Raw genomic sequence first — 24,418 nt, forward strand, 5'->3', positions numbered from 1 at the left:
TCGCAGCAGCTGATCGCTTGACGACCGTAAGGTAACTCAGCAACTATTGACTCAATGGATGCTGAGCTTTCTTCGTTGCAGCGCCGGGCCCGCGTGCACGCCGCGCTCGGCGACCCGGCCCGGCTGTCGATCGTCGACGCTCTGACCCTGGGCGACGCGTCCCCCGGCGAGATCGGGCAACGGCTCGCCATGTCCACGAACCTGATCGCGCATCACGTGAGGGTCCTCGAGGAAGCCGGTCTCGTCACCCGCGCCCGCTCGGAGGGGGACCGCCGGCGCACCTATCTCCGGCTCGTTCCCGGGGCCCTCGCCGCCCTGACCCCGCCGGCGCTGGACCCCGCGGCGCGGGTGGTGTTCGTGTGCACGCACAACTCGGCCCGCTCACAGTTGGCGGAGGCCCTCTGGCGGGACCGGATCGGCGGCCCCGTCGCCTCGGCCGGCACCCACCCGGCCGCGCGCGTCCATCCCCGGGCGGTGCGGGTCGCCCACCGGCACGGCCTCGCCCTCGACCCGACCGGCACCGCGCGCGTCGGCGACGTGGTCCGGGACGGGGACCTCGTGATCGCCGTGTGCGACAACGCCCACGAGGAGCTCACCGGGCCGGCGGCCCCGCGCCTGCACTGGTCGGTTCCGGATCCGGCGCGCGCCGACACCGACGAGGCCTTTGAGGCGGCCTACGCCGATCTCGCCGGGCGCATCGAACGCATCGCACCGGCGGTGCCGAGGTGAATGCGGTCCTCTGGCGGCGACTCCTCGCGGAGTTCGTCGGCACCGGGCTGCTGGTCGCGGCGGTCGTCGGCTCCGGGATCATGGCCACCCGGCTCAGCCCCGGCGACGTCGGTCTGCGGCTGCTGGAGAACTCGATCGCGACCGCGCTCGCCCTGGGCGCGCTGATCCTGATGCTCGGGCCGGTGTCCGGGGCGCACCTCAACCCCGTCGTGTCGGCGGCGGACTGGTTCCTCGGCCGCCGGACGGGCACCGGCCTGAACGGCCGGGACCTCGGCGCCTACATCGCCGCCCAGACGACCGGGGCGATCGGCGGCTGCGCGCTCGCCGATCTGATGTTCCGGCTCCCGGCGGTGGACCTCTCCGCCACGAACCGCACCGGCGGGCACCTGTGGCTCGGCGAGACCGTCGCGACCGCCGGGCTGCTGCTGCTCGTCTTCGCGCTCACCCGCTCGGGCCGCACCGCGCTCGCCCCGGCCGCCGTCGGCGCATACATCGGCGCCGCGTACTGGTTCACCTCGTCGACCAGCTTCGCCAACCCGGCCGTGACGATCGGCCGCGCCTTCACCGACACCTTCGCCGGCATCGCGCCCGCCTCCGTTCCCGGCTTCATCGCCGCCCAGCTCGCGGGCCTCGTCGTCGGCGTCGTGCTCGTCGCCGCGCTGTACCCGGCCCCAGCCGTCATCGCCCGCCCCGCACTCCAGGAGCACACGTCGTGAGCAAGCCTTCGGTCCTGTTCGTCTGCGTGCACAACGCGGGCCGCTCGCAGATGGCCGCAGGCTGGCTGCGCCACCTCGCCGGTGACTCGGTGGAGGTCCGCTCGGCGGGCTCCCAGCCGGCCGAGCGGATCAACCCGGTCGCGGTCGAGGCCATGCGCGAGGTGGGCATCGACATCACCGCCAACACCCCGCGCAAGCTCGACCGGGACACGGCCGAGTCCTCCGACGTGCTGGTCACCATGGGCTGCGGCGACGTCTGCCCGGTCTTCCCCGGCCGGCGTTACCTGGACTGGCCGCTCGACGACCCGGCCGGCCAGGGGCTCGAAGCCGTCCGATCGATCCGCGACGAGATCCGCCGCCGCGTGGAGCAGCTCCTCGGCGAACTGCACCGGACGAGCGGCACCGGACGAGGGACAATCGAGCAATGACTGCGTACGCGCACCCGGAGCGGGTTGTCAGCACCGACTGGCTGGCGGAGCATCTCGGAGAGCCAGGCCTCGTCGTGGTCGAGTCCGACGAGGACGTGTTGCTCTACGACACCGGGCACATCCCCGGTGCGGTGAAGGTCGACTGGCACACCGAGCTCAACGACCAGGTCACGCGCGACTACCTCGACGCCGAGAACTTCGCCGCGCTCTGCCGGCGCAAGGGGATCAAGGCCGACGACACGATCGTGTTCTACGGCGACAACTTCAACTGGTGGGCCACCTACGCGCTGTGGGTGTTCGAGCTGTTCGGGCACCGCGACATGCGCATTCTCGACGGCGGCCGGGCCAAGTGGGTCGCCGAGGGGCGGGCGATGACGCGGGACGTGCCCGCGCGGGAGGCCACCGACTACCCGGTCACGCCGCGGGACGACGAGCGGATTCGGGCCTTCCGCGAGGACGTGTTCGAGCACATCAAGGCCGATCGGCCGCTCGTCGACGTGCGCTCGCCGGGGGAGTACACGGGCGAACTGCTCCACATGCCGGACTATCCGCAGGAAGGGGCGCTGCGGGGCGGCCACATCCCGGGGGCGCTCAGCAAGCCGTGGAAGCAGGCGACCCGCGAGGACGGGTCCTTCAAGCCGGCCGACGAGCTGCGCGCGATCTACGCCGACGAGCTCGGGCTGCGGCCGGAGGATGACATCGTGGCGTACTGCCGCATCGGGGAGCGCTCGTCCCACACCTGGTTCGTCCTCACCCACCTGCTCGGCTACGAGCACGTGCGCAACTACGACGGGTCGTGGACGGAGTGGGGCAACCTCGTGCGGGTGCCCGTAGCGAAGGGGACCGCGCCCAGGTAGCGGGTGCGATCCCCTCCCCTCACCCGGGTCACTCGTCCTCGGGCGGCAGCGAGACCAGGTAGTCGACGACCTCCGAGTACCGGGCGCTCGCCATCGCCACGGTGAGGTCGGCCGCGCCGTAGTACAGCCGCAGCTCGTCGCGCGTCTCGTCGTGGACGAGACCGGTCGGGAAGACCACGTTCGGCACGTCCCCGACGCGCTCGTAGTCCGCGTCGGGGCCGAGCACCCAGCTCGGGGTACGGCGGATGACCTTGGTCGGATCGTCCAGGTCGAGCATGACCAGCCCGACGCGGTAGATCGACGTCGCGACCATCTGCTTCACGCCGTGGTACACCGCGAGCCAGCCGTGCGGCGTCTCGATCGGCGGCGGGCCCATGCCGATCCGGGTGGCGTCCCACCAGGGGCCGGAGCGCGACTGCATCACCGGCTCGGGCGTCGTCCACGAACGCAGGTCCTTGGACTTGGACAGCCACACGTCGGCGCGTGCGGACAGGACGGAGACCGGGCGGTGGAACAGCACGTAGTCGCCGTCGATCCGCCGCGGGAGCAGCGACGCGTTCTTGTCCTCGGGCGGCATCACGATGCCGAGGGGCTCAACGGTCTGAAAGTCCTCGGTCCTGGCCAGCGCGACGCAGGGGCCGCTCGGGCCGTACGCCGTGTAGGCGATCACGTAGCCGCCGAGCTCCTCGACGTACGTGACCCGCGGGTCCTCCACGCCCCAGCAGCTGTGGGCGTCGGTCGGGTCGTCGGCGATGAGCGGCTTGCCCTCGACCGTCCACCCGGTTCGCCCGTCCTTGCTGCGGGCGACGGTCAGGTGCGAGATGCCGCGGCGGTCCTCGACCCGGCAGAGCAGGACGGTGTCGCCGTTGTGCATGCAGGCGCCCGGGTTGAAGACGCTGTTGATCGGATACGGGAAGTCCCCGGCACTGACCAGGGGGTTGCTCGCTTCCCGATGGAAGAGCTCCGCGTCAAAGTGCATCGGAATGGTCCTCCGTCGTGCGCAGGCGGGGCGGTGTGGCCGTCGCGCTGAAGCCGGCCGATGCCCGCCCGACCACGCGGCCCTTGTTGGTGGGCTTGGAGAGCGTGGTCGTCGGCAGGGAGGTCGGGACCGGGGTCGTAGCCGCCACTGGATGCGGCAGCGCGGCCAAACCGGCCCTGAGCAGGCTGAGAAGCGCTTGGTAATAGGCTAGCGTGGACTCGGCCCCTTGGTTCCCATTTGGCTCAGTGGCAGACAAACCGTCATGGCAGGCCCCGGTCGCGTCGACGTACATCCGGGCCCCGGCCCGGTTGCGGCCCAGGAACCAGGCGAAGGCCCAGCCGGCCAGCCGCGCGTGATGCGGGTCGGCGGTGTGCTGCCACGAGTCCACGAGCGCCTCGGTCACGGCCGCCGCGTCGAGCGGCTGCTCGTCGCCGTCGTCGGCCACCCAGTGCGCGGCGGGCTCGTCCCGCTGGTGCCACTTGTTGCCCACGCAGCGCAGGGTGCCGTCGGCCAGGCCCACGTGCTGGACGTACCAGTCGAGGGCGGCGACGGCCCGGGCGGCCGCGGCGTCGTCCTCGAGCAGGGCCGCGCCCAGGAGCATGGCCTGGGGCAGGCGGGCGTTGTCGTAGGTGAGCTCGGGCTCGAACCAGCGCCAGGCCGGGTCGGCGGCCGACGTCTCCGTCAGCGCCTCGTCGAGCCGGTACAGCAGCGGGGCGGCCTGTTCCGTGCGGCCCGCGCGGGCGAGGCCGATCAGCGCGTACGCCGCCGCGCGCAGACCCAGGCCGGCGAGGCCCTCGGTGCGCGGGCCGAGCTCGTCCAGCAGCGCCGCGGCCGGGCGCCGGATGTCGTCCGGGACGGCCGGGGTGCCCACGAGCACGCCGAGCGCCCAGACCGTACGACCGACGTGATCGCCCATGTGCGGCCAGTCCTGCCAGGTGCCGCCGTAGCTGAGCACGTTGTGCATCGCCCCGGAGGGGTCGTAGGCCGCGGTCAGGAACCGGATCGACTGCCGCAGCCAGCGCGTCGCCGCCGTGGTCGGCCGCGCCTCCGCGCCGACCGCGAGCAGGTCCGCGGCCACGATCGCCAGCCGCGCCACGTCGTCGACGCAGTAGCCGGAGGACGGGTCGGGGATCGGGCCGCCGGCGAACTGGATGATGCCGATCTCGTCGGTGAGCCGGCTCAGGTGGTCGAGGTTGAGCGGCGGCGCGGCGGCGGTCGCGTGGCCCGGGCGCGCGGTGGCCGCCTCGGCCTGGCGCACGACGTCGATGACGAGATCCGCCTCGCGGGCCGCGACCGCCGGCCAGGGCAGCCAGGAGGCGCACGCCTCGGCCACCGTCTTGGCCGCGGCGAGCGCCCGGGCGTCGCTGAGCAGGTCGATGATCTCGGCGGCGAGAGCGGCCCCGTCGCCGATCGGCACCACGCGACCGGCGCCGCCGGCCAGCATGTCCTCCGCGTAGGAGTACGCCGTCGAAACCGCGGGCAGCCCCGCGCCCAGCGCGAACGTGAGGGCGCCCGAGCAGATCTGCTCGGGCTGGCGGTACGGCGTCACGAACAGCGTGCTCGCGTGCAGGATCGCGGAGAGCTCGTCGAGGGCCAGGAAGGCGTCGACGAAGTGCACGTTGTTGGCCAGCCCGAGCCGCCGCACCTGCTCGTGCAGGCTGTCGCGGTAGGTCTCACCCTCCTGCCGCTTGATCTCGGGGTGAGTCGTGCCGGCGACGATGTACTGCACGTCGGGGTGCTTGCCCACCACCTCGGCGAGGGAGTCGATCGCGATGTCGATGCCCTTGCCCTTGCCCAGCAGGCCGAAGGTCGTGAGCGTCGGCTTGTCCCGGACCTTGTCGAGCAGCTCGCGCAGCTCCGGCCGCAGCGTGGAGGGCTCCGGCGGGCGGCGCATCGCGTCCGGCGCCCCGTGCGGCACCACGACGAGCTGGTGCCCGGCGGCGATGCCGGTGCGGATCGCGACCCGGCGGGCGGTCTCGGTGAACACCGTGACGCGGGCGGCGCGGGCGCACAGGGCGCGCAGCGTGGCGGCCTGGCCCGGCGACGGGTGCGGGAGCACGGTGTGCAGCGTCAACAGGTACGGGATGCCGCACGCGTTGAGCGCGCGGGTGAGCTCGAGCAGGTGTGAGCCGTCGGGGCCGCCGAAGATCCCGTACTCGTGCTGGATCAGCACTACCTGGACGCCGGCCTCGCGCAGCATGCGGGCCGCTGACGAGTAGTCCTCGATGCGATCCTGGGTGATGGTGGCGACGACCTCGTCGCCGTAGGTGTGCCCGTCACGGTCGATGGCCACGACGACGGATTCCAGGTCGTCGGTGGCGACACCCAGCGCCTCGCGAAGGTCCGCGGTGTAGGTCGCGAGACCGCATTGGCGGGGCAGATAGGTCGACACGATACCGAGTCGATAGGTCGCGGCAGGGTGTGGCATGAGCACATTGTTACCCCCGGCGACTCCGAAAAACCTTCATTCGCCGGGATGAGGAACCTGCGCTGATCAAGCTCCTACGCAGCTCATGCCCGATATCACCCGAGAGAAATGAGGGATAATGGTCAATATATCGCATTCGCCTGCGCAACCGCCCATTACTCACGTACCGTGACTACGGCCTCTGGAACCATTCCGGGAGCGGTTCACGGGCGCCGATCCATTCGGAGGGTATGCCGGCCGTGCCGACCCGAGCCGCGACCACCCCGCCCACGATCGCGCAGACCGAGTCGACGTCGCCGCCCGCCCGCACGCAGGCCTCCAGCGCCGCCGGATAGTCCTCAAGGTGCACCGCCGCCACCCACAGCGCGAACGGCACCGTGTCCTGCGCCAGCGCGTGGGAGCCGTTGCCGAGATCGGCCGCGGCCTCGCGTGAGTCGGTGTCCGGCGCGATCCGGGTCGCCCGGGCGATCCCGTCCCGCACGTCGGACGGCGGCAGGTGGTGCAGCACCTGGCGCAGGAGGCTCGGCGTGCCCGCCGGCCGGTCGCCGGCGGCGTGCGCGGCGGCCAGCGCGACCGCGACCGCGCCGGCCACGCCCTCCGGGTGCCGGTGGGTCACCTCGGCGGACAGCACCGCCTCGCGCGCGGCGAGATCGGGGTCGGCGCGGAAGAAGGCGCCCAGCGGCGCGACCCGCATCGCGGCCCCGTTGCCGGCCGAGCCGCGCCCGGAGAACAGCGCGCCCGCGGCCGAGCGCCAGGGCACCCCGGCGCGGATGCCGGCGAGCAGGGAGACGGCGCCGCGGCCGTACCCGCGGTCGGCGCTCCAGCGCTCCGCGAACGCGACGGCCAGGCGATCCTGGTCCACGCGCCCGTCGCGCCGCAGCGCCTCGAACAGCGTGCAGGCCATCTCCGTGTCGTCGGTCCACCGCCAGGGCGCGGGCGGCGGCTCGAACACCGCGCCGTCGGCCATCGCGGGCTTCATCTCGAACGGGGCGCCCAGCGCGTCCCCGACGGACAGACCGGTCAGGCTCGCGGCCGCGGCGGCAAGATTCACCGGCCGAAGATAGTCGATGACGGCCGGAGATTTTCCAGGTGTACTCCCAGCAGAACGATCATCGCGCCCGAAACGGGTCGGGAAATGTCACACCCACGAGGTAGCGTGCCCGCGTGGATCGGACGTTCCAAGTGGACCTGCGCGGCATCGTCGACCTGCTCAGCCACCACCTCTACGCGAGCCCCCGGGTCTACGTCCGGGAGCTGCTGCAGAATGCCGTCGATGCGATCACGGCCCGCCGCTCGGCCGACCCGGGCGCCCCGGCCGCGATCACCATCGAGCCGCCCGACGTCACCGGCGACGGCACCCTGCGGGTCACCGACACCGGCATCGGGCTCACCGAGGACCAGGTGCACCAGTTCCTGGCCACCATCGGGCGCAGCTCCAAGCGCGACGACCTCGGCTTCGCCCGCCACGACTTCCTCGGGCAGTTCGGCATCGGCCTGCTGTCCTGCTTCCTCGTCGCCGACGAGATCCGGGTGCTGACCCGCTCCGCGGACGGGCCGGCGGTGCTGTGGCGGGGCTACGCCGACGGGCGCTACAGCGTCGAGACCGACAACCAGTATCGGGCCGAGACCGGCACGACGGTCACGCTCGTCCCGCGCCGCGACGCGCAGGAGTGGCTGAAGCGGCGGACCGTCGCCGAGCTCGCCGCGCTCTACGGCTCGCTGCTGCCCTTCCGGGTCGAGATCGCCGGGGTGCCGATCAGCGGCGAGGGGCTGCCGTGGCGGCCGGGCGCCGCGGGGCGCCGGGAGCGGCTCAGTGAGTACTGCCGGGAAGTCTTCGGTTTTGTTCCCTTCGACGTGATCGACCTCAAGGTGCCCGAGTCCGGGCTCACCGGGGTCGCGTTCGTGCTGCCCACGCCGGCCAACCCGGCGGCACGGGCCGGGCACCGGGTCTACCTCAAGCGGATGCTGCTCGCCGAGGGGGCGGAGGGAGTGCTGCCGCCCTGGGCGTTCTTCGCCCGGTGCGTGATCGACACCAGCGAGCTGCGCCCGACCGCGAGCCGCGAGGCGCTCTACGAGGACTCGCTGCTGGAGGCGACCCGCGAGGCCCTCGGCGACCAGCTGCGGGGCTGGCTGATGCAGCTCGCCGGGCGCAATCCGCGCCGGCTGGGCGAGTTCCTCGACGTGCACCACCTCGGGGTCAAGGCGCTCGCGCTGCACGACGACGAGATGCTGCGCCTGGTCGACCGCTGGTGGCCGATGGAGACCAACACCGGCCGGATGACGCTCGCCGACTTCCGGGCCCAGCACGGGCTCGTGCGCTACTCGGCCCAGCTCGACGAGTTCCGCCAGATCGGCGCGGTCGCCGCGGCGCAGGGGCTGCCGCTGGTCAACGCCGGATACATCTACGACACCGAGATCATCGAGCGGCTGCCGCACGTGGAGCCGGGCGCGCTCATCGAGCGGGTCGAGCCGGGTGACCTCAGCACCGCCTTCGACGCGCTCGAGCCCGAGGTCGAGCTGGCCAAGCGCCCGTTCGTGCAGCTGGCCCAGCGCGCGCTGGACCGCCTCGGGTGCGAGGTCGTGCTGCGCTCCTTCGACCCGGCGGGGGTCCCGGCGATGTACCTGACCAGCCGCTCGGCCTCCTTCGCGGCCGAGCTGCGGGCCACCCGCGAGCGCGTCGACGACGTGTGGGCCGACGTGCTCGACGCCCTCGCGCGCACCGACGAACAGGACCGCTCGCAGCTGGTGCTCAACTACCGCAACCCGCTCGTGCGGCGGGTCACCGAGATCCCCGACGCGGACCTGGTCCGGCTCGCGGTCGAGGGGCTCTACGGCCAGGCCCTGCTGCTCGGGCATCATCCGCTGCGGCCGGCCGACGCCGCGCTGCTCAACGGCTCGTTCCTGGGCCTGCTCAACAAGGCGGTGGGACATGAAGCGTGAAGAGGAGCTGTGGTCGCTGCTCCGCGAGGCCTACCAGATGCCCTACGGCGGGGCCCAGATCGCGCTGGTCGAGCAGGTGATGCAGCACGCCGACGCGGGCGGCCACGACGAGCTGCGGCTGGCCTCGCGGCTGTTCGCGACCACGGCCTACGTGCACGGCGGTGAGACGGCCAAGTCGTTCGTGACGTTCTCGTGGTGCCGCGCGGAGTACGACGCGCACCCGGAGCGCTTCGACGAGCAGGACGAGCACATGCTGCTCTGGCACTTCAAGTACATGGTGAACGGCCTGCTGAAGTTCCCCGCCGTCCCGCTCGGGCGCACCTACGACGTGCTCGACGACATGGAGCGCCGGTTCCGGGCGGGCGGGCACAGCCTGCACGCCGTCTACGCCTACCGCTACCAGGTCGCCGCGCACGTGGGCGATCCGGCGGCCGACGACTGGTATGCGAAGTGGAACGCCGCGCCCCGCGACGGCAACTCCGACTGCGCCGGGTGCGACCCCGGCGAGAAGGTCGACCACCTCGTCAGCCGGGGCCTCGACGAGGAGGCGGTGGCCATGGCCGCGCCGGTGCTCGCCGGGCGGCTGACCTGTGTGGAGCAGCCGCAGTCGATCCTGACCTCGCTGATGGTGCCCTACGTGCGCACCGGCCGGCTGAGCGAGGCCGCGGACGCGCACCGGCAGGCCTACCGCCGGCTGCGCGGCAACCTCGCCGACATGCAGAGCGTCGCCAGCCATATCGAGTTCTGCGCGCGGACGGGCAACGAGACCCGCGGCCTGGAGATGGTGCAGCGGCACCTGCCGTGGCTGGAGCGCTCGCCCAGCCCGCAGGCCGAGATGTGGTTCTGCGCGGCGTCGGCGCTGCTGCTCGGCCGGCTCGACCCGGCCCTGCCACTGGGCCCGTCGAGCGCCGGCGAGCTCGGCGCCGACCTGGCCGCGCGGGCCCGCGACTGGGCCGCGAAGTTCGACGAGCGCAACGGCTCGGACGCGGTCTCCGGGCGGATCGAGGCGCTGCTCGGCGCGGCGCCGCTGGTCGGGCACCTGCCGCTGAGCGCGGTGGCGCGCCGCACCGAGGCCGCCGTGGTGCCGCCCGCGCCGGTCGAGGAGCTGCCCACGGACGCGACGGCGCTCATGGATCGGGCCTGGCAGCTCTACGACGAACACCGGATCGACGCCGTCGAGGCCGCCTTCGCCCGCTTCGACGAGCTGCACCCCGACCCGCCCGCCGAGCTGGCCGTGCGCCGCCTCGACGGCCGGGCCCGGCTCACCGCCATCCGCGACGACGGCGGCGCGGAGGCCGAGGCCCTGTTCCGCGAGACCGCCGAGGCCCACCGCGCGCTCGGCCACGACCTGCAGGCGCTGGCCGCCGACTCCCGCGGCGTGCTCGCCCGCCGGCCCGACGAGGAGATGCTGGCCGAGCTCACCGCGCTGACCGAGCGGATCGTCGCCCACCCCGACGCCGACGCCGACCTGCGGGCCGAGGCGCGGCTGCGGGCCGAGGGCGCGCTCATGCGCCTGGAGCGGCCGGAGGAGGCGCTCGCGGCCGTCGACGCCGCCGTCGCCGAGCGGCCGGCGAAGGCCGCGCTGCGGGCCGAGCTGCAGGCCCGGCGCGCCCGGGCCCTGCTCGTGCTCGAGCGCTACGAAGACGCGGTGGCCGCGGCGGAGGAGGCGCTGCGGGGCTACGCCGAGCTCGGCACCCCGCCCGCCGCCGGCATTGCGGCGCTGATCCGCGCCCACGCGCTGGGCAACCTCGAGCGCTTCGACGACGCGACCGCCGGGTTCGACCAGGCGCTCGCCCTCGCCGCCGATCGCAACTACCGCCTGTCCGCCCTCGTCGGCCGGGCCCGCTCCCGCCTCGCCGCCGACCGCCCCGACAGCGCGATCGACGACCTGGTGGAGGCGGTCGCCGACCACGTGGCCCACGGCGAGGACGTGCCCGCGGCGCTGCTGCGCTACGACCTCGCCACCGCCTACCACCAGGCCGGGCAGTCCCTGGACGCGGCCGAGGCCGCGGAGAGCGCGCTCGACGCGCTGGACCGGGCCGGCGCCCAGGACCAGGCGGACCAGACCCGCTACCTGCTCTCCCGCGTCTACCGGGAGCTCGGCGAGCTCGACCTCGCGCTCGGCCTGCTGGAGACGCTGGCGACCAACCTCGACGGCTACGACAACCTGCCCGCCCGGGGCCGGATGCTGCAGGAGGCGGCCCAGCTGCTCTACGACGCCGACCGCGACGCCCAGGCCGCGGAGCGGTTCGCGGCGGCGGCGGAGGCGTTCCGCGCGGCGGGCATCATCCAGGCCGAGATGTATGCCCGGCGCCTGCGCGCCCTCTCCCTGCGCTGGGCGGGCAACATCCCGGCCGCGCTGGACGCCCTGGCCGAGGCCGACGCCCTGGCCCGCTCCCTCGACGGCACCGTGGACGAGTCCGAGCCCTGGCTGATCTGGCAGCGCGCCATGCTCGACACCGACGCGGCGCGCATCCACATCGGCGCGGGCCGCCTGGACGACGCCGCGACCCGCTCGGCGAGCGCGGCGGAGGCGCTGCGCGCGATCGGCTCCCTGAGCGACGCGCTCGACGCCGACTTCCTGCACGCGGAGACCCTGATGCGCGCGGGCGACCCGGCGGGGGCCGAGGCTCGGCTGCGATCGGTGCTGGGGGCGGTGCCGCGGGGGTCGCAGCTGGAGCAGAACTCGGCGTGGATGCTGGCGGAGTCGCTGGAGGCGCAGGGGCGCTCGGACGAGGCTGATGAGGTTCGGGGCAAGTATTTGTCCGAGTAGGTTGGCTGGCCGCCGCCGCGCTGGGGTTTGCGCTGCTGGCGCGGCGGTTTTGGCGCGATAAGTCGGGCGCTTCGCGCCGCGACTTATCGGATTTATACCCTGACGACGGATATGCCCGGATATGTGGGGTTTGGCAAAGCTTGGGACGGGCAATTCCTGAGCCTTCGCGCGGTTTGTTCGGCTGGTTGCGCAGGGGTGGGTGAGTGGCGTGGCCGGCGTTGTCGTGCGAGGCCGCGAGCGTTCCGCGCTTGAGATTCGCCGTGGCGGCGTGCTGAGGCAGGGACTCCGGTGTGCTCGGAACTGCGCGGCTACGGTTCCGGCGGCGCTAGAGCCCCAGGCCACGGTTTTTCGACGGCCTGGGGGCTGCGCGGCTGCGATTCCGGCTGGCTGACGGCCGCACGGCTCTGGTTCGGCCAGCTGACGGCCGCACGGCCACGAAAACGCGATCGGTCACGACAGTGCGATACGGCCACGGCAGCGTGATTGGCCAGGGGAGCGTGATTGGCCACGGCAGCGCGATCTCGCTGCGGCGACGGCCTCGCGCCGCTGGGCTCACCGCGAGCCGCCGCGAGCCGCCGCGAGCCGCCGCGAGCCGCCGCGAGATCCGCCCGAGCGCCAGTACGCGATTCTCGCCACCGCGACGCCGACACGTCGTCGGAGGAGGGGGTGGCCGCGTGCGCGGGATGGGCCGAAACAGGGGCGCGGCGGGCGCGGGTTGACGCAAGGGTGGGCCGGCGCAGGGGCAGTGACGAGGTGTGATTGACTTAACGAGCGTTCAGCCCGAGGCTTGACAGGAGGATAGGCTTTCCCAATGACGCTGGAACGGCAAGCCGTACGTCCGCCCGCTCAGACTCGCGGTGCCGGGCGGCGTTCCCGGCGCGAGGAGATCCTCGAGATCGCCGTCGGCCTGTTCGCCGCGCGTGGCTATCACGGCGTGTCCATGGACGACATCGGGGCGGCCGCCGGCGTGACCGGGCCCGCGCTCTACCACCACTTCGCGGGCAAGGAAGCCATGCTCGCCGCCGCGCTCATCCCCGTCAGCGAGCAGCTGCTCGCCGGCGGGCAGGCGCACATCGCCGAGGCGGGCGACGACCCGCGGGCCGCGCTCGCCGCGCTCGTCGACTTCCACGTCGAGTTCGCGCTGGCCAACCCCGCGGTCATCGCGCTGCACCTGCACGAGCTCGACCGGCTGCCCGAGGAGCCGCGGCGCCAGATCCGCCGGCTCCAGCGCCTCTATGTGGAGGAGTGGGTCGCGACGCTCACGGCCCTGCGCGCCGGGGAGCTCACGGACGGCGAGGCCCGCGTGCTCGCCCACGCCGCGTTCGGTCTCATGAACTCGACGCCGTTCCTCGGCGGCGAGGTCGACCGCGTTCGCCGCGCCGAGCTGCTGCGGGCCGCGACGCTGTCGGCGCTGCAGGGGTCAGACGCGGAAAAGGGGTAACGAGCGGTGGACCGGGATGCGTCGTGAGGCTGAACGCACAACGACAGGCGTCACCGTGTTGACCAGCCAGAATCTGGTTATCCACAGGGTCGCCGCATTCCTTTCCACAGAGTTGTCCACAGGAGAAACATGCTGACCTCGTTGCTCGTCGCCAACCGGGGTGAGATCGCCCGCCGGGTCCTGCGCACCGCGCGCCGACTGAACATCCGGACCATCGCGGTGCACTCGGAGGCGGACGCCGATCTGCCCTTCGTCCGGGAGGCCGACGAGGCGGTGCCGATCGGCCCCGCGAACCCGGCCCAGTCGTATCGCAACGCCGAGGCCGTGCTCGCCGCCGCGAAGGCGGCCGGCGCCGAGGCCATTCACCCCGGATACGGCTTCCTGTCGGAGAACGCGGCCTTCGCCCAGGCCGTCGTGGACAACGGGCTGATCTGGGTCGGGCCGGGGCCGGAGGCCATCGCGGCGATGGGCGACAAGATCAACGCTCGCAATCTGATGGCGGCGGCGGGGGTACCGGTGGCGCCCGGCACGACCGACCCGGCGACGAGTGCGGACGCGGCCCTGCGAGCGGCCGAGGCGATCGGGTTCCCGGTCATGGTCAAGGCCGCGGCCGGCGGCGGGGGCATGGGCATGGCCGTCGCGAACGACGCCGACGGGCTGCGGGCCGAATACGACAAGGTGCGCGCCTTCGCGGAGCGGATGTTCGGCGACGGCTCCGTGCTGATCGAGCGCTACTTCCCGCGGGTCAGGCACATCGAGGTACAAATCCTGGGTCTGGCCGACGGGCGCGTCGTGGCGCTGGGCGAGCGCGAGTGCTCCGTGCAGCGGCGCAACCAGAAGCTGGTGGAGGAGACCCCCTCGCCCGCGCTGACCCGGGAGCAGCGCGCGGACCTGCTCAGGGCGGCCGTGCGAGCGGGCGAGGCGGTCGCGTATCGCAACGCCGGCACCGTCGAGTGCCTCTTCGACCCCGACGCGGGCCGGTTCTACTTCCTCGAGATGAACACGCGGCTGCAGGTCGAGCACCCGATCACCGAGGCGGTGTTCGGCATCGACCTGGTCGAGCAGCAGCTGCGGGTCGCCTCCGGGCTCGCGCCGAGCTTCGACCCGGACGCGCTCGCGGTCACCGGGCACGCGATCGAGGTGCGGGTCAACGCCGAGGACCCCAAGCGCTTCCTGCCCGGGCCCGGCGCGATCACCGCGTGGACCGAGCCGGTCGGCGAGGGTGTGCGGGTCGACTCCGGATACGCGAACGGCAACATCGTGACGCCGAACTACGACTCACTGCTGGCCAAGCTGATCGTGCACGGCGCCGACCGGGCCGACGCGCTGGACCGGCTGCGCGCCGCGGTCGCCGGCTTCGAGGTCGCCGGGCCGAAGGTGAACCTGCCCTTCTTCGCCGAGCTGCTGGACAACCCCGAGTTCACCAGCGGCGACTACGACACGGGAATCGTCGGACGCATGAGGACGAAGCCATGATTTCTTTGCGTGAGGTGGGTCCGCGCGACGGGTTGCAGAACGAAAACCCCGTCCCGATCGACGACAAGATCCGGCTGCTCGACGCGCTCTCCGGCACCGGCGTCGGGCGGATCGAGGCGGTCTCGTTCGTCCATCCCAAGGCGATCCCGCAGATGGCCGACGCCGGCGAGGTGTGGGAGCGGGCGAAGAAGAACCCGAGCGTGCGGTACAGCGCCCTCGTGCCCAACACGAAGGGCGCCGAGCGCGCGCTCGCCGCGGGGTTCACCGAGATCGAGGTCGTCGTCTCCGCGTCGGACACGCACAACCGGCGCAACGTCAACCGCTCGACCGAGGAGTCCCTGGACGACATCGCCGGGCTGATCGATCTGCTCCACACGGCCGGCGCGAGCGCCGAGGTGATCATCGCGACCAGCTTCGGCTGCCCCTTCGAGGGTGACATCGACCCGAAGCGGGTCGCCGGGATCGTCGACCGCGTGGTGGCCGACGGCGCCGACCGGGTCGCGTTCGGCGACACCACCGGGATGGGCACGCCGCGGCGGGTCGAGGACGTCGTCGGGCCGGTGCGTGAACGGCACCCGGACCTGCCGCTGCTGCTGCACTTCCACAACACCCGGGGCACGGCGCTGGCCAACATCCTGACCGCGATGCGGCTGGGGATCACCGAGTTCGACGCGAGCGTGGGCGGGCTCGGCGGGTGCCCCTACGCCCCGGGCGCCACCGGCAACGTGGCGACCGAGGAGGTCGTGCACATGCTGCACGACATGGGGTACGACACCGGGGTCGACCTCGGGGCGCTGCTCGAGGCCGCCCGCCTGGCCCAGGAGATCGTGGGTCGCGAGCTGCCGTCGGGCGTGCTGAAGGCGGGCCCGAGACTCCCCCTGTGAGGCTTGTGTCCGATTCGCCCGGTGTTGTGGCGTGTCCCCGGCCGGGGCGGTTCGTTGCTCAGTACGGAAAGAGTCACATGTGGGGCGTATGCCCGACATTGAGCCCGTACTGAGAGGCGGACATGGCCCAGTCGAGGAGCGAGCGCAACCCGCGCACGGCTTCGCTGCCGGCCGTTTCCCGCGTCGCGAAGTACGCCGTTCGCGGTTTGGTGGTCGCCGGGTTCGCCGGTGTCGCCTGGCTGCTGTCGGCCTCCGCGGCGCACGCCTCCCACGGCTCGATCGACTCCGACCGGCCCACGCTGCTCACGCCGGTGACCAACCTGCTCATCGGCGACGGCAGCGCGCGGCATACCGGCATGAGCGGCGACCAGCACCAGGTTCTCCAGCACCGGCCGGCCCGGCCGCAGCCGGGCTCGGACCACCAGCAAGGTGACCTGCTGACCAGCACCGTGCTCACGGTGCTGAGCCCGGTGGCGCAGGCCGCCGCACCCGTGACCGGTACGGTCACCGGGGCCGTGACCGGGACCGTGCACCGGACGGTGACACTCACGAAGGCGCCGGTCCAAACCGTGGACCGCGCGGCCCGCTCGACGACGGCTGACGTGTCGAGTGTCAAGCACGCGAGCACCAAGAGGCCGGCAAAGGCCGGCATCACCGGGACCCATCAGAAGCGGATGCAGGAGCCGGCCGTCCAGGCCGTGCCGGTCCGGTTCGGGTCCGCGAGCGACATCGCCGCCGCGGCGACCGGCACCTCCCGTGCCGGCGTCGACCCGGTCGTCGCCGCACGTGCCGCCGACCGCCTCCGCGCCCTGCGGGCCGCCGAGGCGCTGAGCGGCGTGCACGCCATGCCGGTCATGGACCGGAACGTTGCGCAGGGCACGAACCACGTGCCGCTGCTGCCCCGCCCGGCGCCCATTCCGGCGCCGCCGGCGGCCGGCCTCGCCTCGGGGTTGCCGAGCTCCGGCTCGGGCCTCAACCACGAGAGTGGCTCCGCCGCCGTGATGCCCGCCGCGCCGGTCGGCACGAAGGTGCTGACCTTCCGGCCGGACGCGGTCGAGGACGTCGAATTGCGGCTGCTAGCAGCCGAGAAGCCGACAGTCTCACCCGACTGAGGCCGTTCCGGCCGCCGCCGCGACGCGCTGCGGGCCGACGGAACGTTGCCTAGGTCTTCGCGGACCCGCATTGAGCACATCGCGGCATCTGAACACGCAACACGAAACAACCAGGGCGCACGTCGACAGGGCGGAGCCGGACAGAGCCTGCCCGCACGCGGGTTCAGGGCTCCGTACCGCGCCCACTTCCTTGCAGTACCGAGGATCAATAACTACCGAAGGGTCTCAATTCCCCATGAAGACGTGGGTTCGTAAGTCGCTCAACGTGGGTGTGCTTTCCGCGGGCTTCCTGCTCGTCTCGGGCGGGGCCGCGCACGCCGACTGGACGACGGGCTACAACGCCGGCCTGCTGAACGGCAATCAGTTCGACACCACGCTGCAGGTGCCGGTCAACGTCTGCGGCAACTCGATCGCCGTGCTCGGCTTCGCCGACGCGAACTGCGGTGGCGGCGCCGCCGCGGTCAAGACCGAGAGCGCCAGCGCCACCGAGAGCGCCACCACCGAGGACTGGACCTCCGGCTACAACGCCGGTGTGGCCAACGGCAACCAGCTCGACACCACGCTGCAGGTGCCGGTCAACGTGAGCGGCAACGCCGTCTCGCTGCTCGGCTTCTCCAGCGCCTCCTCGGCCGGCGGCGCGACCGCCGTCAAGGGCGACGTCAACGGCTCGGACAACGGCGGCTGGGACAACGGCGGCCGTCGTCACCACCGTCACCACGGTGGCGGCAACGGCCAGGGCAACGGCAACGGCAACGGCAACGGTGGCGACTACAACGCCGCCGCCAACGGCGACTACACCGAGAGCGCCGCGAACCGGACCGAGGACTGGACCTCGGGCTACAACGCGGGCCTGCTCAACGGCAACCAGTTCGACACCACGCTGCAGGCTCCGGTCAACATCTCCGGCAACGCGATCGCGCTGCTGGGCTTCGCGGGCGCGTCCAGCCAGGGCGGCGCCTGGGCGGTCAAGGGCGAGAGCGCCCAGACCGAGAGCGCGACCACCGAGGCGAGCCACACCACCGGCTACAACGCCGGCCTGCTCAACGGCAACCAGCTGGACACCACGCTCCAGCTGCCGGTCAACCTCTGCGGCAACTCGATCGCCATCCTCGGCTTCTCGAGCGCCAGCTGCGGCGGCGGCGCGGTCGCCTACAAGGGTGACGGCGGCATGGGCGACGGCGCGGGCCAGGGCAACGGCGGCTCGGGCCACCACGGCCACGGCCACGGCCACGGGCACGGCAACGGGCACGGCAACGGCAACGGCAACGGCAACGGTGGCTACGGCGACGACGGCAACGGCGGCGCCAACGGTGGCTACGGCGACGACAACGGCCAGAGCAACGGTGCCTACAGCAACGCGGCCGGCAACGCCAGCGACACCGGTGCGGCCGCCAACAACGCGTCGAAGGTGCACAAGGCGAGCAAGAAGACGCACAAGTCGATCGACCTGGGCGAGCACGCCAAGAAGCACCACAACGGCACCGGCGCGGGCCTGTCCGCCGCCAGCAACCCGGGCTACGGCAACGCCGCCGCGAACGGCGACAACGGGTACGGCGGCAACGGCAACGGCAACGGCAATGGCAACGGCGACGACAACGGCGGCTGGGACAACGGCGGCCGTCGTCACCACCGTCACCACGACGGCCGGGGCAACGGCAACGGCAACGGCGGGGCCACCGCGGTGAAGGGCGGCTGCGGCGACTGGACCACCGGGTTCAACGCGGGTCTGCTCAACGGCAACCAGGCCAACACCACCATCCAGCTGCCGGTCAACATCAGCGGCAACGCGGTCTCGATCCTGGGCTTCTCGCAGGCGCAGAGCTCGGGCGGGGCGCTGGCCTACTCCTGCTGAGGCGATAGCGGTACCCCCTGATCCGCAGGGGGTACCCGGACCCCATGGCGCACGCCGACCCGTGTCCGGAAGTGGTCCGTCGTAGCAGCGAAGAAGTCCACGCTTGGAACTTCACCTCCGCGTCGGCTAACCTGAACGATCGTTAGACATGAACGATCGTTCAGGCAGCCGACGCGGAGGTCGCACCATGGAGGGTGATGCCCTCAATCAGACGCGCAAGCGGGTCGAGGCCGGCGGCGCGGAGAAGTACCATGCGGCCAACGCCGCCCGCGGCAAGCTTTTCGCCCGCGAACGCGTCGCCCTGCTCGTCGACGAGGGGTCCTTCGTCGAGGACGGGCTCTACGCCAACGCCCTGGCCGACGGCCTCCCGGCCGACGGCGTGGTCACCGGAGCGGCGACCGTCGACGGACGGCCGATCTGCCTCATGGCCAACGACTCGACCGTCAAGGCCGGCTCCTGGGGCGCCCGCACCGTCGAGAAGATCATTCGCATCATCGAGCGGGCCTACGACACCGGTGTCCCGATGGTGTACCTCGTGGACTCCGCCGGCGCGCGAATCACCGACCAGGTCGAGCTCTTCCCCGGCCGGCGCGGCGCCGGCAAGATCTTCCACACGCAGGTCCGGGCCAGCGGCAGCATCCCGCAGGCCTGCGCGCTCTTCGGCCCCTCCGCGGCCGGCGGCGCCTACATCCCGGCCTTCTGCGACGTGGTGGCCATGGTCGAGGGCAACGCCTCGATGTATCTCGGGTCCGACCGCATGGTCGAGATGGTCACCGGCGAGAAGACCACCCTCGAGGCCATGGGCGGCGCCCGGGTGCACTGCGCCGAGAGCGGCGTCGGGCACTTCCTGTGCAAGACCGAGCACGACGCGATCGAGACCATCCGGCAGTATCTGTCCTACCTCCCGTCGAACTGGACCGCCGAGCCGCCGGTCGCCGAGGCCCGCGCCGAGACCGGCCTGCCCGAGATCCCGGCGAGCGAGCGTCAGGCCTTCGACATGCGCAAGGTCGTCAAGGGTCTGCTCGACGAGGGCTCCTTCTTCGAGATCCACGCGCTGTGGGCCCGCGAGCTCACCGTCGGCTTCGGCCGCCTCGACGGGCGGGCGGTCGGGGTGGTCGCCAACAACTCGATGTTCAAGGGCGGCGTGCTCTTCGTCGACTCCGCCGACAAGGCGACGCGGTTCGTCCAGCTCTGCGACGCCTTCAACGTGCCGCTGCTGTTCCTGGCCGACGTTCCCGGCTTCATGGTCGGTTCGGCGGTGGAGAAGCAGGGCATCATCCGCCACGGGGCCAAGATGATCACCGCCATCTCCGAGGCGACGGTACCCAAGATCTGCGTGGTCATGCGCAAGGCCTACGGTGCCGGGCTCTATGCGATGGCCGGCCCGGGCTTCGAGCCCGACGCCACCATCGCGCTGCCGACCGCCAAGATCGCCGTGATGGGCGCGGAGGCGGCGGTCAACGCGGTCTACGCGAACAAGATCGCCGCGATCGCGGACGAGGGCGAGCGGGCCGCGTTCGTGGCCCGGATGCGCGCCGACTACGAGCGTGACATCGACATCATGCGGCTGGCCGGCGAGCTCGTCGTCGACACCATCGTCGAGCCGGCGGCCCTGCGCGGCGAGCTGGTGCGCCGCTTCACCGCGGCCCGGGCCAAGGACCGCACGTTCTCCCGTCGCCGTCACGGCGTGACTCCGGTTTAGAAGGGCATTCGTCATGGTCGACTTCATGCTCAGCGAGGAGCTCGAGGCGCTGCGCGAGAGCGTCCGCGAGTTCGCCCACGACGTCGTCGCGCCGGTGATCGGCGACTACTACGAGCGGCACGCCTTCCCCTACGACCTGGTCCGCCAGATGGGCAAGATGGGGCTGTTCGGGCTGCCGTTCCCGGAGGAGTACGGCGGCATGGGCGGCGACTACTTCGCCCTGTGCATCGCCCTGGAGGAGCTGGCTCGCGTCGACTCCTCGATCGCGGTGACCCTGGAGGCCGGGATCTCGCTCGGCGCCATGCCCATTTATCGGTACGGCACGCCGGCCCAGAAGGAGCGCTGGCTGCCCAAGCTCACCTCGGGCGAGGCCCTCGCCGCGTTCGGGCTGACCGAGCCCGGGGCCGGCAGCGACGCCTCCGGCACCCAGACCCGCGCGGTGCTCGACCAGGAGACCGGCGAGTGGGTGATCAACGGCTCCAAGGCCTTCATCACCAACTCCGGCACCGACATCACCGCGCTGGTCACGGTCACCGCGGTCACCGGCGTCAACCCCGACGGCAGCAAGGAGCTCACGGCCATCATCGTGCCGAGCGGGACGCCCGGGTTCACCGTCCAGCCCGCCTACTCCAAGGTCGGCTGGTGCGCCTCGGACACCCACGAGCTGAGCTTCGACGACGTGCGCGTGCCGGCCGAGAACCTGCTCGGCGAGCGGGGCCGCGGCTACGCCCAGTTCCTGCGCATCCTGGACGAGGGCCGGGTCGCGTTCGCCGCGCTCGGCGTCGGCCTCGCGCAGGGCTGCGTGGACGAGTCCGTCGCCTACGCGCGGCAGCGGCGCGCGTTCGGCAAGGCGATCGGGGAGTACCAGGCGATCCAGTTCAAGATCGCGGATATGGAGAGCCGGGCGCACACCGCGCGGCTGGCCTACTACGACGCGGCGAGCCGCCTGGTCAGCGGGCGTGACTTCAAGCGCCAGGCGGCCATCGCCAAGCTCGCGTCCAGCGACGCCGCCATGGTCAACGCGCGCGAGGCGACGCAGGTGCACGGCGGATACGGCTTCATGAACGAGACGCCGGTCGGGCGCATGTACCGCGACGCGAAGATCCTGGAGATCGGCGAGGGCACGTCCGAGGTCCAGCGCATGATCATCTCGCGCTCGATGGGGCTCTAGATCGGCCAGGTGTGCACGGGAACGTTCTCGTGCAGGCCCTCGGCGTACCGCTGCAGCATCTGCCGCAGCGCGTCCGGCCGTGACAGGCCGCGCTCCTCGAGGCCGGCCACGACGCGCGTCTGCCAGGCGGCGCCGTTGACCCCGGTGCGGCACCGGCCCTCGATGACCCCGAGGAGCCGGTCGCGGGTCGCGGGCGTCACGCCGAAGCGGTCCAGGCCGGCCTCGGCGAGCGGCAGCAGCTCGCGCAGCACGAGGTCGCCGACCGGCACATCGCCGAGGCCGGGCCACCAGACCCGCGCGTCCAGCCCCTCGCGCGCGGCGACGTGGAAGTTCTCCTCGGCCGCCGAGAAGGACATCCGCGTCCAGATCGGCCGGTCCTGCTCGCACAGCTCCCGCACCAGCCCGAAGTAGAACGCGGCGTTGGCGAGCTGGTCGACGACGGTCGGGCCGGCCGGCAGGCACCGGTTCTCGACGCGCAGGTGCGGGCGGCCGTTCATGATGTCGTACACCGGCCGGTTCCAGCGGTAGATCGTGCCGTTGTGCAGCCGCAGCTCGCCGAGGCGGGGCACGCCGCCGGCCTCGATCACCGCGACCGGGTCCTCGTCGTCGGTGATGGGCAGCAGCGGCGGGAAGTACCGCACGTTCTCCTCGAACAGGTCGAAGATCGAGGTGATCCAGCGCTCCCCGAACCAGACCCGCGGCCGCACGCCCTGCGCCTTGAGCTCCTCCGGCCGCGTGTCGGTGGCCTGCTCGAACAGCGCGATGCGGGTCTCGGCCCACAGGCGCCGGCCGAAGAGGAACGGCGAGTTGGCCCCGACGGCGACCTGGATGCCCGCGATCGCCTGCGACGCGTTCCACGCCTGCGCGAACGCCTCCGGCGCGACCTGGAGGTGGAACTGCACGCTCGTGCACGCCGACTCGCCGGCGATGGAGTCCGACTGCGCCTCGAGCCGCTCGTGTCCGCGGATGTCGAGCGCGATGTCCTCGCCGCGCGCGTTGATGATCTGGTCGTTCAGCAGCATGTACCGCGGGTCGCGCGACATGTTCGCGAGCACCAGGTGCTCGGGCCGCAGCGTCGGCAGGATGCCGATCAGCACCAGGCGCGCGTCGGATTTGCGGGCCCGCTCGTCGGCGTGCAGGAGGCTGGCGAGGACCTCGCGCTCCTGCACCTCCAGGCCGTCGCCCTCGATGAGCCGCGGCGCGACGTTGATCTCGAGGTTGAACTGGCCCAGCTCGGTCTGGAACGTCGGGTCGGCCAGGTCGGCCAGCACCTCGGCGTTGCGCATGGCGGGCTGCGCGTCCGGGTCGATCAGGTTGACCTCGATCTCCAGGCCCGTCATGGGCCGGTCGGAGTCGAAGCGGAAGTCGTTGAGCATGAGCGCGAAGACGTCGAGGCAACGACGTACTTTGCGCCGGTATCGAGCGCGGTCCTCACGCGAGAAAGCACCCCGTGTGACGTCCTGGCCCATGCCTCGCCCCCTGGCCCCCTCTTGGACCCCCCACGTTAGGAGGAGTTCCAGATGTACCGCTAGGGACAAAAAGGACGTGATGGCAGCGGGGGGTGAGCGGAACCTTGCAGAGGGTGGGAGATTTCGCCCACCCTCTGCACGATGGTCAAACTCCGGCCTTGCCGCTATACGCGGCAAAGCCGACCAATCGCCGGCTCGGCGTCAGCCCTGACGGACGGCCTCGGCGCCGATCTCGATCTTGACCTTCTTGCCGACGAGCACGCCGCCGGTCTCGAGGGCCTGGTTCCAGGTGATGCCGAACTCCTCGCGGTCGATCTCGGTCGTCGCGGAGAAGCCGATGACCTCCTGGCCCCACGGGCTCTTCGCGTGGCCCTCGAACTCCACGTCGAGCTCGACCTCGCGCGTGACGTCGCGGATGGTCAGGTCGCCGACGAGCTTGAACTCGTTGCCGGACAGGCCCACGACGCGCGTGCTCTTGAAGGTGAGCGTCGGCCACTGCTCCACGTTCAGGAAGTCGGGGCTGCGCAGGTGGCCGTCCCGGTCCGCCACGCCGGTGTCGATGCTGGCCGCGTCGATGCTGACCTCGACCGTCGACTGCAGCGGGTCCTCGGCCACGACGATGCTGCCGCTGGCGCTGGTGAAGCCGCCGCGCACCTTGCTGACCATCATGTGCCGGGCGACGAAGCTGACCCGCGTGTGCGCCGGGTCGATCTCGAACTTGCCGGGCGTGGGGATGGTGAGGCCGTTGTAGTCACGGGTGTTGGTGGGTGCCGTCATGGCGACTCCTCGGTTGTGCGGCTGCGAAGAAGATTGTCGCCGCAAATATACACTCGGCAGACTCTCGTACGTCAAGCTCTCTCTGTTAGACTCGCACTGTGACCGACGAAATGCTGGAAGACCCGCGAATCACCGCCATGGGGCTGTTCGTGGAGGCCTTCACCGGCGTGAACGCGCGGCTCAACGTCCAGCTCGCCGAGCACGGCCTCGGCAACGTCGACTTCGAGGTGCTGGTGCGCCTGGCCCGCTCCCCGGGCGGCGAGCTGCGCATGACCGACCTCGCCGCGCAGACCGGCCTGTCGACGAGCGGCGTGACCCGCGTGGTCGACCGCCTCGAGCGCGACGGCCTGGCCATGCGCCGGGCCTGCCCGACCGACCGCCGCGGCTCGTTCACCGTCGTCACCGAGCGCGGACTGGCCAAGATGCGCGAGGTCCTGCCCGGCCACATCGCGCTGATCGAGCAGTGGTTCACCGGGCGCCTGGGCCCGGCCGAGCTGGAGACCCTGCTCGGCGGCCTGCGGACCATCCGCGACGCGGTCCGCCCGGACGCCACCTCCGGCGTTCCGTCGATGCGCAACGCCGCCTGAGGCACCCCTCAACCATTACGCCCGTCGATGCCGGTCGACAAATCGGCCACCGGCAGAACTACCGGCAGGTCCGGAACGGACGTCCGGCTTATCGCTT

At 72.0% G+C, this 24,418-nt stretch carries 19 protein-coding genes; 14 read left to right on the forward strand and 5 right to left on the reverse strand.

Translation table 11 applies throughout. From position 1 onward, the window contains the following. The first annotated feature begins 54 nt into the window (after positions 1-54). From ACQP2P_RS00125 to ACQP2P_RS00140, 4 genes are read left to right on the forward strand one after another with little or no spacing between them, the layout of a single operon-like run. Positions 55-729 carry a helix-turn-helix domain-containing protein gene (locus tag ACQP2P_RS00125; RefSeq protein ID WP_433612044.1) on the forward strand — a complete coding sequence of 225 codons (675 nt, stop codon included), beginning with the start codon at positions 55-57 and terminating at the stop codon, positions 727-729. Next, positions 726-1,445, forward strand: coding sequence for an aquaporin (locus ACQP2P_RS00130; protein WP_433612046.1), 720 nt, complete (start codon positions 726-728; stop codon positions 1,443-1,445). The genes ACQP2P_RS00125 and ACQP2P_RS00130 overlap by 4 nt, the downstream gene beginning before the upstream one ends. A 50-nt stretch (positions 1,446-1,495) precedes the next feature. Next, positions 1,496-1,873, forward strand: a complete 378-nt coding sequence (locus ACQP2P_RS00135) for an arsenate reductase ArsC (protein WP_433619569.1) — start codon at positions 1,496-1,498, stop codon at positions 1,871-1,873. Beyond that, a complete protein-coding gene (locus ACQP2P_RS00140; RefSeq protein ID WP_433612048.1) occupies positions 1,870-2,730 on the forward strand; it encodes a sulfurtransferase in 861 nt (286 codons plus the stop codon). Before ACQP2P_RS00135 ends, ACQP2P_RS00140 begins: the two co-directional genes overlap by 4 nt. Positions 2,731-2,758: 28 nt before the next feature. Here the strand turns inward: ACQP2P_RS00140 and ACQP2P_RS00145 are convergent, their stop codons facing one another. From ACQP2P_RS00145 to ACQP2P_RS00155, 3 genes are all read right to left on the reverse strand, one after another. After that, positions 2,759-3,709 (reverse strand): hypothetical protein, encoded by a 951-nt coding sequence (locus ACQP2P_RS00145; RefSeq protein ID WP_433612050.1) that lies wholly within the window; start codon positions 3,707-3,709, stop codon positions 2,759-2,761. Continuing rightward, on the reverse strand, positions 3,699-6,101 hold the full coding sequence (locus ACQP2P_RS00150) for a glycosyltransferase (RefSeq protein WP_433612052.1): 2,403 nt from the start codon (positions 6,099-6,101) through the stop codon (positions 3,699-3,701). Before ACQP2P_RS00150 ends, ACQP2P_RS00145 begins: the two co-directional genes overlap by 11 nt. Before the next feature lie 208 nt (positions 6,102-6,309). Continuing rightward, positions 6,310-7,188 (reverse strand): ADP-ribosylglycohydrolase family protein, encoded by an 879-nt coding sequence (locus ACQP2P_RS00155; protein ID WP_433612054.1) that lies wholly within the window; start codon positions 7,186-7,188, stop codon positions 6,310-6,312. A 113-nt stretch (positions 7,189-7,301) separates the two neighbouring features. On the opposite strand from ACQP2P_RS00155, the gene ACQP2P_RS00160 reads away from it, so the two are divergent. From ACQP2P_RS00160 to ACQP2P_RS00200, 9 genes are all read left to right on the forward strand, one after another. Then, the gene (locus ACQP2P_RS00160) at positions 7,302-9,077 is read left to right on the forward strand and encodes an HSP90 family protein (RefSeq protein WP_433612056.1); all 1,776 of its coding nucleotides are present in this window, start codon (positions 7,302-7,304) and stop codon (positions 9,075-9,077) included. Next, on the forward strand, positions 9,067-11,850 hold the full coding sequence (locus tag ACQP2P_RS00165) for a hypothetical protein (RefSeq protein WP_433612059.1): 2,784 nt from the start codon (positions 9,067-9,069) through the stop codon (positions 11,848-11,850). Before ACQP2P_RS00160 ends, ACQP2P_RS00165 begins: the two co-directional genes overlap by 11 nt. 811 nt (positions 11,851-12,661) lie before the next feature. Then, complete coding sequence (locus ACQP2P_RS00170) at positions 12,662-13,291, forward strand: TetR/AcrR family transcriptional regulator (protein ID WP_433612061.1); 630 nt, start codon at positions 12,662-12,664, stop codon at positions 13,289-13,291. A gap of 129 nt (positions 13,292-13,420) precedes the next feature. Beyond that, positions 13,421-14,767, forward strand: a complete 1,347-nt coding sequence (locus tag ACQP2P_RS00175; protein ID WP_433612063.1) for an acetyl-CoA carboxylase biotin carboxylase subunit — start codon at positions 13,421-13,423, stop codon at positions 14,765-14,767. Then, positions 14,764-15,651: a hydroxymethylglutaryl-CoA lyase gene (locus ACQP2P_RS00180; RefSeq protein ID WP_433612065.1), complete on the forward strand. Its 888-nt coding sequence runs from the start codon at positions 14,764-14,766 to the stop codon at positions 15,649-15,651. Before ACQP2P_RS00175 ends, ACQP2P_RS00180 begins: the two co-directional genes overlap by 4 nt. Before the next feature lie 122 nt (positions 15,652-15,773). Then, complete coding sequence (locus ACQP2P_RS00185) at positions 15,774-16,763, forward strand: hypothetical protein (RefSeq protein WP_433612067.1); 990 nt, start codon at positions 15,774-15,776, stop codon at positions 16,761-16,763. Positions 16,764-16,998: 235 nt separating this feature from the next. Next, complete coding sequence (locus ACQP2P_RS00190; protein ID WP_433612069.1) at positions 16,999-18,615, forward strand: chaplin family protein; 1,617 nt, start codon at positions 16,999-17,001, stop codon at positions 18,613-18,615. Positions 18,616-18,802: 187 nt separating this feature from the next. Further along, positions 18,803-20,317, forward strand: coding sequence for an acyl-CoA carboxylase subunit beta (locus ACQP2P_RS00195; RefSeq protein WP_433612071.1), 1,515 nt, complete (start codon positions 18,803-18,805; stop codon positions 20,315-20,317). Positions 20,318-20,330: 13 nt separating this feature from the next. Then, entirely contained in the window at positions 20,331-21,488 is a 1,158-nt protein-coding gene (locus ACQP2P_RS00200) for an acyl-CoA dehydrogenase family protein (RefSeq protein WP_433612073.1), read from the forward strand. Here ACQP2P_RS00200 and ACQP2P_RS00205 read toward each other — a convergent pair. Continuing rightward, positions 21,485-22,957 (reverse strand): glutamate--cysteine ligase, encoded by a 1,473-nt coding sequence (locus tag ACQP2P_RS00205; protein ID WP_433612075.1) that lies wholly within the window; start codon positions 22,955-22,957, stop codon positions 21,485-21,487. The two genes, ACQP2P_RS00200 and ACQP2P_RS00205, sit on opposite strands and share 4 nt — an antisense overlap. A 201-nt stretch (positions 22,958-23,158) precedes the next feature. Next, on the reverse strand, positions 23,159-23,734 hold the full coding sequence (locus tag ACQP2P_RS00210; protein ID WP_433612077.1) for a YceI family protein: 576 nt from the start codon (positions 23,732-23,734) through the stop codon (positions 23,159-23,161). A 98-nt stretch (positions 23,735-23,832) separates the two neighbouring features. On the opposite strand from ACQP2P_RS00210, the gene ACQP2P_RS00215 reads away from it, so the two are divergent. Further along, positions 23,833-24,321: a MarR family winged helix-turn-helix transcriptional regulator gene (locus ACQP2P_RS00215; RefSeq protein WP_433612079.1), complete on the forward strand. Its 489-nt coding sequence runs from the start codon at positions 23,833-23,835 to the stop codon at positions 24,319-24,321. Positions 24,322-24,418: the final 97 nt, after the last annotated feature.

Origin of the sequence: Dactylosporangium sp. CA-139114, assembly GCF_050955725.1 — a bacterium.
Classification (GTDB): Bacteria; Actinomycetota; Actinomycetes; order Mycobacteriales; family Micromonosporaceae; genus Dactylosporangium.